Here is an 11,522-nt window from a genome sequence, read left to right as displayed (position 1 = left end):
TGGTCAAATTATTCAGATTCTCGTTTAAAAAAGGATATTGCAACAAGTACTTATGGTTTAAACTTTATCAATAAATTACGTCCAGTAACTTATAAAATGAAAACTGGAACTACGGAACTGCAATCGGGATTTATTGCGCAGGAAGTAGAAACGACGGCTAATAGTATTGGTTATCAATTTAGCGGTATTGTAAAACCACAAAACGACAGTGATTATTACAGTTTACGTTATTCAGAGTTTGTAGTGCCTTTGGTAAAAGCAGTACAAGAGCAGCAAAAGCTTATAGAAGATCAGCAAACGCAAATAAGCGAACAGCAAAAACTTTTAGGAGCAAAAGACGCTAAAATTCTAGAAATCGAGAATCGATTACTAAAACTCGAACAAAAATTGAAATAATTTTACAAAAAAAAAGGAAGCGAAAGCTTCCTTTTTTTTTATTTATAACAGTCAAACAGCGACAGTGAAATTCCATCTTCATTCTTATACTTTTGTGAGTTTATTATAATAGTTTATTCACCATTCACCATTCACTAATTACTTTTCACAATTCACAATTTACAATTCACAATTCATAATTCATAATTCATAACTCACTTTATAGATTGCTATTTTCAATTTGCGCTTCCAAATAGGATATTACTTTTTTCTGAATCTCTATTGTTTCTTTTCTCGATTCGGCAAGTTCCTTATAATTAACTTCAATTTCAAGATTTGGGTTTGGCAAATTTGTATTTTCTAAATTCTTCAGCATAGGTCCGTCTCTTTTTATCAACCATTCGCAACTATATTGGGGATATTTTTCAACTATTTTTAAGATCCATTTCGTCTGAATATCTGTATCATTTGCTATGGCACGAGATAAAACTCCTTTACTAGCACCAATTATGCTTTCTAATTTTGTTATAGTAATATTCTCATTTACAGTTAAATACTTTATATTCTCGAGAATGATATTCATTTTTGTAGGAAATTTTCTTCAAAATATTTTGAAGGTTGAAAATTATCTTCTATATTTGTTTTCATTTTTGAAACAGACAAAACAATGAGTAAAAGTAAAACAAAAATTTATAAATCGTATGATTCTAATGTTTTAGAAGCACTGTTTTTAAAGTACAATGTTTCAAAATATTATATCCGCCAATGTGTAAATGGAGCTGTAAAAGGACTCAAGGCAGACGATATCAAAAAAGATTACATAAAAATGGAAAAATTAAACAGAGATACGGTTTCGAACCTTATTAAAAAGACATTAGAATAAACATAAATAACATACAATACAATGAAAATGAAGAAGATTGCATGCTTGCTATTCTTAATCCAGAGCGGATTAATGATGGCACAAACCGAAACGTTTGTTACGGTAAACGGGAAAAAAGTAAAAATGAATCCAAATTCGTTAAATACTGCTAATAATGGTGTAACAGCAGTTAATGATACCATTCAATTTGGTGGAGATTTAATAAAACCAACAACTCTAACCACAACTTCTGTTAATACCTTAAAAATTGCAGGATTGCAAACGGGAACAAGTACCGATTATTTATTGACTACAGATGCAAATGGTGTAGTAAAGCAAATTGCTAATACAGCTTGGAGCATAAAGGGTAACAAAGGGACAAATCCTGCAACTGATTTTATAGGAACCTCTGATAATAAAGATTTGGTTTTTAGAATTAACGGCTATACAAGCGGTTTGTTAGGAACAAATAATACAGCATTTGGATATGCTTCAATGAATCCTACAAAAGTTACAGGTGCAGCAAACACGGCAATGGGTAGGGCGGCGTTGCAAAAACTTACTTCTGGTGTGAATAATGTTGCATTTGGAGATTTAGCATTAAACGCTAATTTAGATGGTTATGATAATGTCGCAGTAGGTGTTTCATCAATGTATAATAATGTTAATGGGCTTGCAAATGTTGCTGTAGGTTTGAAAGCTTTGTATTCAAATGTTGATGGTTTCCATAACGTAGGTTTAGGTAGTAATTCATTATACAGTAATAAAAGTGGTGTTAGAAATACAGGGATAGGATTGCAAACGCTTTATTCACTTACATCAGGCGATGATAATATTGCTATTGGTCCGAATGCAATTAGTATTACAAAGACTTCTAAAGAGAATATCGGAATTGGAAATTCAGCTTTAAGTAATGTTACAGGAAGTTATAATACAGTAAATGGTCACTGGGCATCGCGATTTGTGCAAACTGGTGATCTTAATACTGTTATGGGTTATGAGAGTGGACTCTATTATGGGACTTTTGAATCAAATTTAATGTTAACTGTAAAATCAATGAATAGCTCAGTATTGTTAGGAGCAAATACAAGACCATTAGCAGATAATGGTACCAATGAAATAGTGATTGGTACGAATGCTATTGGTAGAGGTTCAAATACAGTGATGATTGGTGATTCTAAAATAACATCTATTGGAGGTTACACCGCTTGGTCAAATTATTCAGATTCTCGTTTAAAAAAGGATATTGCAACAAGTACTTATGGTTTAAACTTTATTAATAAACTGCGACCAGTAACTTATAAAATGAAAACTGGAACTACAGACTTGCAATCGGGATTTATTGCGCAGGAAGTAGAAACGGCTGCTAATAGTATTGGTTATAAATTTAGCGGTATTGTAAAACCACAAAACGACAGTGATTATTACAGTTTACGTTACTCAGAATTTGTGGTGCCTTTGGTAAAAGCAGTACAAGAACAGCAAAAGCTTATAGAAGATCAGCAAAAACTACTTGGTGCTAAAGATGCTAAGATTTTAGAAATTGAGAAGAGATTATTATTACTAGAACAAAAAATGAAATAGTTTTACAATAGAAAGGAAGCGAAAGCTTCCTTTTTTTATAATTTTTGCATATTGTAAGAAAAAGGCTTATCTTGCCAAAAGATTAGAATCGATACAATAATGGTCACTGCAAATTTTTATTTAATAAACAGCTGTCTAATGTGCTTAATGTGCACGTTATTGTATTTGCATGACGATACTTTCTTAAAAAGCTCCAAAGAGTTTATTACTTTGGCCCTGTCACAACTCTAGACAGGGATATTCTATATACAGTTTTTATTTATTTAATCTCATTTTTATTCAGGATGTGATATCATTGAATAGCCGTTTTTGCGTGCTGTTCTCTGAAGAGTTGTGTCATGTTCACGAAAAGATGAAGCAAACAAGAAAGTAATGTCACAAAATATAATTTTAACAACAGGAACATACGATTTAATTAAAGATCACGTAAGAAGAAAAAAAGTAACCATACAAGAAGAAGAACTTTTATTGAGCCAGCTAAAACATGCTACTCAAGTATTGAGAAAAGATCTTCCTGAAGATATTGTTTCGATAAACCGAAAAGTTACATACAAAGATCACATTAATAATGAGGAAAAAACAATCCTTTTAGTGGGTCCAGAAAAAGCAAAAGTCAGCAAAAACAAAATCTCTGTACTTTCTGATGAAGGAATTGCAATGGTTGGTTACAAGGAGGGCGATATTATTGAATGGCCTGCCAAAAAAGGGAATTTAAAACTAGAAATTTTAAAAGTAGTAGAAGTCGCTTAATATTTCTTAAGCCTTAAGTTAGTAAAAAAGCATCCTGTAAGTTATTTTCTTGCAGGATGTTTTTTATTGAAACAGTTTTAAAATACAGAAAAAGTCCAGTTGGTTTGTAATTATATTTTTATATTTTTGGGTGTATAACTATCCAATCATCAATTAACAAATCAGCCACTTTATGAGTAACTCTACCCCAAAAACAACTTTACCTAAATATTATAATATCGCCGCATTAGCCGCATTCATTTATGCAGGTTTAATGCTGCTCTTTTCAATTTACAAAGACTTTTTGTATGTTGACCAAACTTGGTTTCATGGCTTAACGGCCAACGGATTTTCAGTTTTCAGCAATTTAATCTGGATAGGAATTCTGTTTGTGTTTAAAATCTTTTTGAGTAAAACACTTCAATACAAAAAAGCAGATTCTTTAATAATTGCCTCTTTAATTTTATTAGCAATTGCAGTTTATTCAGTAGGCGTAATGTTTTTTAAGTCTCTAGCCGTTTATTTTTCTGCTGGAGATGTCAATGCATTAGCTTCTTTTGGTTCAAGTTCATTTTCTAGTGCGATATTGTTAATTCTTGCAAATGTCGCAATAGTAGTGATTAATATTGTTTTAGGAAACCGCATCAGAAAAATTGATGTTGTTTTGCCAGATTACTTTAAAATCTTAGGCTTTTCGTTTATAGCGCTTGGAGTATTTTCTGGACTTCAAATGGCATCAGTGATTAAAAGCGATATTATTGGGTTGTTGCCAAAAGTAGTTTTGGTTGCGGTTTTAGGATATATTTTAAAAGAAGTTTCCAAAATGAATCCCGCTGATTTGCCGTCGGAGCCTGAGCGTAAGATTGCTAAAAATTTCTCGCAAAATAAACCTGAAAAAGCAGAGAAAATAAACGTTTCAAGTAAAACGAAAGAAGTTCCTGTACAGCCAGAGCCAATTCCAAATTTCGATATTAACGAACAGGAAAATAAAGAAACGATACTTTCTTATTTTGAGAACCTATCAAATGATGAAATCAACCGACTGGGAGTTGTAGTTGCAAAAAACTATAATCAGGACTTGACAGCCGATCAGACAAAGAATCTTATTTTGCATTATATCACAGATAGAAAACTATACGATCATAATCGATTTGCACCGAAATAGTATTTTGTTAGCGTCAGCGCTAATTAAATCAGGTTTTAAAAAAAATCCCGTAAGAAGTTTTCTTGCGGGATTTTTTGCTGAAATTGCAAAAAGAAATAACAAAATAATCACCTCAAAATGACGTTCATTGAAAGCTTAAAATAATTAAATTAGTTCTTCTCAATTTAATCATAACCAATTATACATGAGTATGAAACAAGCAGGAACTATAGACGAAGTAATTTTGTTATTGGATGAAATAATAGAAAAATCAAAAATAGACCAGAGCAATTTGGGTTTATTTGCCATTCTATATCGCGAAGTTACGCTAAGAGTAAAAGAAGGTATTCATACTGGTTCTTTCCAGAATGGCGAACGAATGGAAAAACTGGATGTTATTTTTGCTAATAGATATTTAAAAGCCTATTATCAATATCAAGCCAAAGAAAAACCGTCTGAATGTTGGGCATTTGCCTTTGAACAATCCGAAAAGTTCTGGCCAATAGTGTTGCAGCATTTACTGCTCGGAATCAATGCACATATTAATCTCGATTTAGGAATTGCCTCGGCGGAAGTCAGTACAGTCGAAGACATCGAAGATTTAAAAGCCGATTTTGATAAAATAAACTTTATTTTGAGCAATCTCGTTGGCGGTGTCGAAAAATGCTTAATTAAAATTTGGCCAACACTTACGTGGATTCTAAAATTTACAGGCAAAATAGACAACTTCTTTATCGATTTCAGTATGGAAACCGCAAGAAACGGCGCATGGAAATTTGCCAACGAATTTGTAGCAGTTCCAGAAGATGGAAGAGAAGCCTGCACGCAATTAAGAGATAAAAGAATAACAGAAATCGCCAGATTGGTTTCAAACCCAGGATATTTTGTTAGTGCCGTTTTCAAATTCATTCGTTTATTCGAAAGAGGAACTGTTGCTCAAAAAATAATCGATATGCAGATTATGGAAGAAAAAAATATGGAGTGTGTTGTGGCGTGATTTTGGAAAAATAAACTATTTCATTCCAGTTTCGAGATAATCTTCAAAACCTCCGTTGTATATTTTTTCGACCCATTTTTTAAAATCTGCGGTATTTTCAATTAGATACGTTTTAGTATATTCTTTGTCAATGTTTTCAATGATTTTGATCGTTTCTCCTTTTTTAATCCTTTCGTTTATTCTGTAAAGATTATTTGCGCAGAATTTAAAAACCGACAAAGTATCGTATTCGCTAGAATTATTGAGATATAAAATCTCTGTTTCAGCATTGTAAAAATTATATCCCATTTTAATTATTAATCATCGGATTCAAATTCTCATCTTTATTGCGCAAATCCAATCCGCCTTCGTAAACCGATTTCAGATTGGTCAAATAAAAGTGCCAACCGTTGGAACAGCCCAGCCTAATGTATTTTTTCGAATTATCATCTGTCGGAATATTATGTTGATGAAGTTCAACAATTGTATAGCCATTTTCTTCGCTCAATTTAATATCAACCAGACACGTTCCTTCAAACGTAAACTGCAATTGGTCTTTTCCGTTGGCAGAAGTGATTTTTCCTTTCATAGCGTCATCATACAAATACCAAAGCCATTCATAAGCATTTCCCTCCGAAACGTTTTGATCTTTACTAATTGATTTCTCATTAGCATCAAAAAAAGATACTTTTTCTAGAAACCATTTTTCCAGTTCGTTCGCAATTGTCCAAGCATTGTAAATGTCACTGAGTTGTGCTTTAACGGCTATTTTTTTGGTGAAAGAAGTCCAATCGAAGTTTTCCATGGTTTAGTTTTTTTCTAATTTTTCTAAATTATTTCAGCTTGCTAAAACCTGTTTTTTAGAATCGTTCGTCAAGGCGATTACCAATGCAAATCCGCGCTATCGATTTTTTTGATATAACCAAATATATAAAATTCTTACTAACACTGATTTAATGAGGATTGCTTTTTGTAGTTTGTTTCTCCATTAGTTTCTCCATACAGTTTGTCATTTCGATCCCGAGGCTTCGGGAGAGAAATCTCCGCAAGTAGCTTCGCAAAGATTTTCTATATTGTAACCACATAGTTTTGTCATTTCGATCCCGAGGCTTCGGGAGAGAAATCTCCACAAGTAGCTCCGCAAAGGTTTTCCACATTGTAACCACACAGTATTGTCATTTCGATCCCGAGGCTTCGGGAGAGAAATCTTCGCAAGTAGCTCCGCAACGATTTTCCACAAAGTATTGTCATTTCGAGGAACGAGAAATCTCCTCAAGTAGCTCCGCAAAGGTTTTCCACATTGTAACCACACAGTATTTGTCATTTCGAGGAACGAGAAATCACACTAGAAATTCCGCAAAGGATACTTTGTCAATCTTTGTCGATACTAAATAATTTCTTCAAGTTTATAAACTTCTCCCCATCTATTTAGTAAGCGACTATCATAAATGTTAAAGGGAATAATTGAACTATCTTTTTCGGTAGATAATCCAGTAAATGTCCAAAACAAATCTTCAAACTTACAAACCAAATATCCTCTATCATTAAATGAGTAGTTTCCGATAATCTTATAATTTTGTAAATGTTTAATGTCATGCTCATCCACAGGACGAAAGGCATCAACGACCTTTTTTGTTAGCTCAACTTTACCATTCTTAAAGAACTCTAGTTGATTTTGGTAGATTACACAAAAAAACAAACCACCTGCGTGAAGATCAGTATTTGCAATTAAACTTGACTGATACTTTTTATTAATTTCTATTTTCATTAGTACGTTTAATAAGTGTATTCAATTTGTAAAGATTGTGTGCACTAGCGAAACGCTCGCGCTCGCGTCAAACTTTCTAAATTTTGAACAAGCGTAAATCGTTTATAGTCGAAGTTGAATTTTACTATGTAGCAAAGAAATTCACATACATCTATGACCTACTAAATATCTACTTTGAAAGCTAATTTTTAAACGATAAAAATCAATTTCCATTAATCTGTTAAAAACAGTATCGGAGATATTGTTATCATAATTTGAAGTATCAAAATGGAGGTTTAATTTATGTTCCCGATTAAACGAATCGCGAAGTTTAACTATCTTATCTCTTTCTTTGAATTTTAGTTTCTCAAAAGATTTTTCATATTCAAGTAAAATTCCATTTCTACCTTCAGTTTTGCTTTTGTATATTTTCTCTTTTTCTATAAAATTTTGAATATAGGCATCTATATCTCTTGCATTCATCTTTAATTCATCTCGATATTTTACGAGCTGTTTGTACATAAGTTTTTGTTCTTCATCATTTTCTTTGCATGATGAAAACATTATAATAAATACAACGATGATTATTTTTTTCAATTGGAGAGTTTAATTAAAAATTTATAGATCTATGTGTGTTTGCAAATTTATTCGATTCAGTTTTGTCATTTCGACATAAGGAGAAATCTTCGCAAGTAGCTCCGCAAAGATTAATTTGCAATTTGAGTCTTTTTCGTGATTACAAATCCTTAATTAATTCACTTGGATGAATTTTTAAAGCTTGTGCAATTTTAAACAAAGTGCTTACTTTCATTTCTTGCGAGCCTTTTATATATTTTCTTAGACTTTCAACATCCATTTCTGCATCATGAGCAACCTCTCGTCGCTTGAATTTCTTTTCTTCAATTATATCTTTAATCTTGATTCCTAGGTCTTTTACAACTTCTGGAATTTCACTTTTTCTTTCTCTTTTCATAGAAATGAAATTACAAGTAATCGATTGTTTTTAAGTGAATGTAAGAAAGGGGTTGTATGTTACTGATTTTTTATATATTTGTTTAAAATTGTAAATTAAATCTTATATAAAAATGAAAATCCAAAATAAAGAAAGAGCCGAAGAATTGCTAGGAATAATAAATAAAGGAAAATACTTCACTACGCTAAAACCAGAACCAAAAGAAACCAACTCATTTACAATACCGCTAAAAGTATCTTCTTATAACGAATTAAATCTAATGGTTTCAGATTTGCTCAAAGCAAGTATTATTTTGCTTAATCCTGATGCGCAAAGTTTGTCGAGTTTTACAAAAGACAATAATGTCAATGTAATGACTTTGCTTGAAATTGCCTTGCAGTTATTGCCAGAAGATGAAATGGAGTTGTTGGATGATGTTTATAAGGTTTAGTTATATTTTCTATTTTTAGTAAAAATTGTACAAGCTGAGGCAATCCAATCCCTAAAGTTTTCAGAATTGTGGAGTTGGTCTGGTTGAATACTTTGTGTAGCAGGGAATCATGGTTTAGAAAATTCAATTTTATCATTAATTAGATCTATTTTTCCTTCATATGTGGTATTTCTTAAGATAAGTTTTGGCAAGCCATTCATTGAATATCCATTTTTAAAATATTTTTTGAGGGATAAATATAAGACTACATTTTCAGGATTTACATCTTCGATATTTTTAGGAAAATTTTCTATTGATTTATTTTCAGATATATAACAAACATAATTTACAAATTTTGATTCTGAGGCGTGCCCATTCCCAGAATTAAAATTTTGAAATTTAAAGAAACCTGAGGTACTTGCTTTTTCAATTTTTATAAGAGGTACAAAGATTTCTTTTGGAAGTTTATCTGATATTTCTTGATAGCTTGAAAATGGAGTTGGAGATCGTAGACTAAACTTTAAAATTATATCATCAGATTTTATTCTATTCTTTTCCTGATAAAATGTATAGAAAGAAAATATAATAAAAATGGAACATACAAATAACAAAATCTTACCTTTTCCATTTAGTTTTTTATTGTTTTTTCCTTTTTTAATATCATAAAATGTTGGAATTGCCCCAATTATGAGACTTAATGTAATATTTATAATTTCCTTATAGTCAAATAAAAACTCTGTCATGTATTGTGTTTTTATGATTTGTATTATGTTCTGCTGTTTTGGGCGCGGATGCAAATCTACTCTAACGGGATAAATTCATCAAATTGAGTCAGCAATTTTATTTATTCTGGCAAAGCAATCTTTCTCTGTTTTTAAAGATAAAACGTAGAGCGAAAATCCTATCAAAATTGAAAGAATGGAAAGAGCAGTAAAAACAATGGTAAAATGAAAATAAATCTCAAAAAGAATATTAGTCAAACCACTAAACATAAACCCTCCCGCAAGATTCCAACGCATTAAGTACAGTTGTGTATGCCTCTCAATAAATTGATCGTGAAGCACCCTCTTTTTTTCGAATATTTTAATTTCTTTTTCAAAGCTAATTTCAAAAGGCGGTTTATTATTTTCATGGTCATAAGACGAGAATAGCTTTTTCTTTAACCAAATTTCTAGTTTAGTATATTCAAAAATAAAATACATTATTGAAAATACTAAATGTCCAATTGTAAAAGCAATGATAGTTGAACTAATTGCCCAATATGGAATTGTCTTTATGTATTTAAAAGTACTTGCTGTGTTAAATAAATAATCAAGATATGCTAGGTCGATAACAACTATAAAACCTGTTAAGAAATATATAAATAAATCTCTTGAAAGATGACTAAATATTTTACTTAATTCTGCCATAATGGGTTGTTGGATAATTTATTTGTTTAGATAGATTTATATTATGCTTCTGATATTGAATTTATTGAATATGTGTTGCTATCACGAGCAATCTACTTGTGCTTATTTTATGTTAATCAGTAAGATGCGTGCGTTAAATATGATGTAATTACATTTCTAAACCTTTTGTTTTTGATAAAATGTTTTCTATTTCTATTTTAAAAATATTCCTCATTTCACCATTTTGAATTGCAATCATAGCATCTTTATTCCAAGAATTATATTTAGGAAAATCATTCCAGACCCAGTTTTTATTATTCCCTTTAAATCGTCCTTTTAATATTTCGAATGTTTCATCTTTTCGATCGTCTCGATTTATATGTGTCAATCCAATAATTGAATTTCTCAATCCGCGAGCTTCAAATTCCAAGGCTATTTTAAAAAATTTCCATTCTGGATTTGTAATTTGAAATCCTGCCCAAGATGTATTAACTCTGTCGTATTCTTCAGATTCATTGACTAGATTAAGTTCTTTGCATAAATCATTTAACTGCGCTAACAAAATTTTATTAATCAAATGATTTTTGACATCATTTAATCTTTCTCCAATTGTAAAAGTCGCTTCAATATTGTCGTTTTGACTTAAAAGTTCAATGATTTCATTATTCATTTTAGAAAGTGAAGTATTATTTGTTAAATATTTTAAGTGATTGATGTATTGTATTAAAGTTTCTCTTATAACTGGATTTTTAGCGGAAATCTCTACACATCTTTCTAACCAGTTTATTATAGTATGGCTATACGAAACTGTTGTGTAATTAGAATCTTGTGCACTATTTTCAGAGGCTTCATCTCCAAATAATGTTAAGTAAAAGAGTTTATAATTTGCGAAGTTATTTTTTGCATATGTTTCATATCTCTTTAATTGTTTTTTTTGATCATTAGCATAAATTTTATTTTCGATTATAAGACATTGATTACTGTTCTTAATTAGAATATCAATTCTTCCTAGCTCTCCAGTTGAAAATTCAGGAATTACTTTTATGTCTTCGAGGGAAAAATGATAATCTTCAGATAATAAATTTTCTCTTTTTAAAACTTTAAGAAATGCTATTAAAAATTTATTACCAAAACTATGAGATGAATTATTGCTTAAAAGCTCTGTTAAAATTGCTGAATGTGTTACTTCGTAATGATTAACCCCACAAATTCTAAAAATATTAAATCTCTCTTCTGATGATAAGTCAGAAATCTCCTTTTGATATTTATTTATGATTTTTATTTTATCTAATAGTTGTAGCATTTTCTTCTATTATGAAATTGTTTTTTTAAGAT

The 11,522-nt window shown here is 30.8% G+C and carries 16 protein-coding genes; 7 read left to right on the top strand and 9 right to left on the bottom strand.

The features are described 5' to 3' along the window. The coding region (locus DM444_RS01515) for a tail fiber domain-containing protein (protein ID WP_204251656.1) at positions 1-396 on the top strand (396 nt) is incomplete at its 5' end. A 199-nt stretch (positions 397-595) separates the two neighbouring features. Here DM444_RS01515 and DM444_RS01510 read toward each other — a convergent pair. After that, entirely contained in the window at positions 596-958 is a 363-nt protein-coding gene (locus DM444_RS01510) for a hypothetical protein (RefSeq protein WP_111283343.1), read from the bottom strand. A gap of 84 nt (positions 959-1,042) precedes the next feature. On the opposite strand from DM444_RS01510, the gene DM444_RS01505 reads away from it, so the two are divergent. The 5 genes from DM444_RS01505 (at position 1,043) to DM444_RS01485 (ending at position 5,691) form a co-directional block, all read left to right on the top strand. Next, positions 1,043-1,258, top strand: a complete 216-nt coding sequence (locus DM444_RS01505) for a hypothetical protein (protein WP_111283341.1) — start codon at positions 1,043-1,045, stop codon at positions 1,256-1,258. Between the two features lie 27 nt (positions 1,259-1,285). Next, the gene (locus DM444_RS01500) at positions 1,286-2,821 is read left to right on the top strand and encodes a tail fiber domain-containing protein (protein WP_162614900.1); all 1,536 of its coding nucleotides are present in this window, start codon (positions 1,286-1,288) and stop codon (positions 2,819-2,821) included. Between the two features lie 372 nt (positions 2,822-3,193). Further along, entirely contained in the window at positions 3,194-3,571 is a 378-nt protein-coding gene (locus DM444_RS01495) for a GreA/GreB family elongation factor (protein WP_111283345.1), read from the top strand. Between the two features lie 172 nt (positions 3,572-3,743). Next, entirely contained in the window at positions 3,744-4,715 is a 972-nt protein-coding gene (locus DM444_RS01490; protein WP_111283337.1) for a hypothetical protein, read from the top strand. Positions 4,716-4,899: 184 nt separating this feature from the next. Further along, the gene (locus DM444_RS01485) at positions 4,900-5,691 is read left to right on the top strand and encodes a DUF5995 family protein (RefSeq protein WP_111283335.1); all 792 of its coding nucleotides are present in this window, start codon (positions 4,900-4,902) and stop codon (positions 5,689-5,691) included. 15 nt (positions 5,692-5,706) lie between these two features. On the opposite strand, the gene DM444_RS01480 is transcribed toward DM444_RS01485, so the two are convergent. From DM444_RS01480 to DM444_RS01455, 5 genes are all read right to left on the bottom strand, one after another. After that, positions 5,707-5,979 (bottom strand): hypothetical protein, encoded by a 273-nt coding sequence (locus tag DM444_RS01480; RefSeq protein WP_111283333.1) that lies wholly within the window; start codon positions 5,977-5,979, stop codon positions 5,707-5,709. A gap of 1 nt (position 5,980) precedes the next feature. Continuing rightward, a complete protein-coding gene (locus DM444_RS01475) occupies positions 5,981-6,475 on the bottom strand; it encodes an SRPBCC family protein (RefSeq protein WP_111283331.1) in 495 nt (164 codons plus the stop codon). 582 nt (positions 6,476-7,057) lie between these two features. Then, on the bottom strand, positions 7,058-7,438 hold the full coding sequence (locus DM444_RS01465) for a hypothetical protein (protein ID WP_111283328.1): 381 nt from the start codon (positions 7,436-7,438) through the stop codon (positions 7,058-7,060). Between the two features lie 141 nt (positions 7,439-7,579). Then, positions 7,580-8,014: a hypothetical protein gene (locus DM444_RS01460; RefSeq protein WP_162614899.1), complete on the bottom strand. Its 435-nt coding sequence runs from the start codon at positions 8,012-8,014 to the stop codon at positions 7,580-7,582. Positions 8,015-8,153: 139 nt separating this feature from the next. Beyond that, complete coding sequence (locus DM444_RS01455) at positions 8,154-8,390, bottom strand: helix-turn-helix domain-containing protein (RefSeq protein WP_111283324.1); 237 nt, start codon at positions 8,388-8,390, stop codon at positions 8,154-8,156. A gap of 112 nt (positions 8,391-8,502) precedes the next feature. Here DM444_RS01455 and DM444_RS01450 point away from each other — a divergent pair, with 112 nt between their 5' ends. Continuing rightward, entirely contained in the window at positions 8,503-8,820 is a 318-nt protein-coding gene (locus DM444_RS01450) for a hypothetical protein (protein ID WP_111283322.1), read from the top strand. Between the two features lie 107 nt (positions 8,821-8,927). Here the strand turns inward: DM444_RS01450 and DM444_RS01445 are convergent, their stop codons facing one another. The 3 genes from DM444_RS01445 to DM444_RS01435 form a co-directional block, all read right to left on the bottom strand. Continuing rightward, complete coding sequence (locus DM444_RS01445; protein WP_162614898.1) at positions 8,928-9,542, bottom strand: hypothetical protein; 615 nt, start codon at positions 9,540-9,542, stop codon at positions 8,928-8,930. Between the two features lie 78 nt (positions 9,543-9,620). Then, positions 9,621-10,208, bottom strand: a complete 588-nt coding sequence (locus tag DM444_RS01440; protein ID WP_111283318.1) for a hypothetical protein — start codon at positions 10,206-10,208, stop codon at positions 9,621-9,623. Between the two features lie 148 nt (positions 10,209-10,356). Then, positions 10,357-11,490, bottom strand: coding sequence for a PDDEXK-like family protein (locus DM444_RS01435; protein ID WP_111283316.1), 1,134 nt, complete (start codon positions 11,488-11,490; stop codon positions 10,357-10,359). Positions 11,491-11,522: the final 32 nt, after the last annotated feature.

Origin of the sequence: Flavobacterium ginsenosidimutans, assembly GCF_003254625.1 — a bacterium.
GTDB classification, from domain to species: domain Bacteria; phylum Bacteroidota; class Bacteroidia; order Flavobacteriales; family Flavobacteriaceae; genus Flavobacterium; species Flavobacterium ginsenosidimutans.
This window is presented reverse-complemented; position numbering and strand designations above follow the sequence as displayed.

Excerpts from the sequence above, each read along its gene's own strand:
- DM444_RS01510 (WP_111283343.1), bottom strand. The coding sequence starts at position 958 with ATGAATATCATTCTCGAGAATATAAAGTATTTAACTGTAAATGAGAAT.
- DM444_RS01505 (WP_111283341.1), top strand. The coding sequence starts at position 1,043 with ATGAGTAAAAGTAAAACAAAAATTTATAAATCGTATGATTCTAATGTT.
- DM444_RS01500 (WP_162614900.1), top strand. The coding sequence starts at position 1,286 with ATGAAGAAGATTGCATGCTTGCTATTCTTAATCCAGAGCGGATTAATG.
- DM444_RS01495 (WP_111283345.1), top strand. The coding sequence starts at position 3,194 with ATGTCACAAAATATAATTTTAACAACAGGAACATACGATTTAATTAAA.
- DM444_RS01490 (WP_111283337.1), top strand. The coding sequence starts at position 3,744 with ATGAGTAACTCTACCCCAAAAACAACTTTACCTAAATATTATAATATC.
- DM444_RS01485 (WP_111283335.1), top strand. The coding sequence starts at position 4,900 with ATGAGTATGAAACAAGCAGGAACTATAGACGAAGTAATTTTGTTATTG.
- DM444_RS01480 (WP_111283333.1), bottom strand. The coding sequence starts at position 5,979 with ATGGGATATAATTTTTACAATGCTGAAACAGAGATTTTATATCTCAAT.
- DM444_RS01475 (WP_111283331.1), bottom strand. The coding sequence starts at position 6,475 with ATGGAAAACTTCGATTGGACTTCTTTCACCAAAAAAATAGCCGTTAAA.
- DM444_RS01465 (WP_111283328.1), bottom strand. The coding sequence starts at position 7,438 with ATGAAAATAGAAATTAATAAAAAGTATCAGTCAAGTTTAATTGCAAAT.
- DM444_RS01455 (WP_111283324.1), bottom strand. The coding sequence starts at position 8,390 with ATGAAAAGAGAAAGAAAAAGTGAAATTCCAGAAGTTGTAAAAGACCTA.
- DM444_RS01450 (WP_111283322.1), top strand. The coding sequence starts at position 8,503 with ATGAAAATCCAAAATAAAGAAAGAGCCGAAGAATTGCTAGGAATAATA.
- DM444_RS01445 (WP_162614898.1), bottom strand. The coding sequence starts at position 9,542 with ATGACAGAGTTTTTATTTGACTATAAGGAAATTATAAATATTACATTA.
- DM444_RS01440 (WP_111283318.1), bottom strand. The coding sequence starts at position 10,208 with ATGGCAGAATTAAGTAAAATATTTAGTCATCTTTCAAGAGATTTATTT.
- DM444_RS01435 (WP_111283316.1), bottom strand. The coding sequence starts at position 11,490 with ATGCTACAACTATTAGATAAAATAAAAATCATAAATAAATATCAAAAG.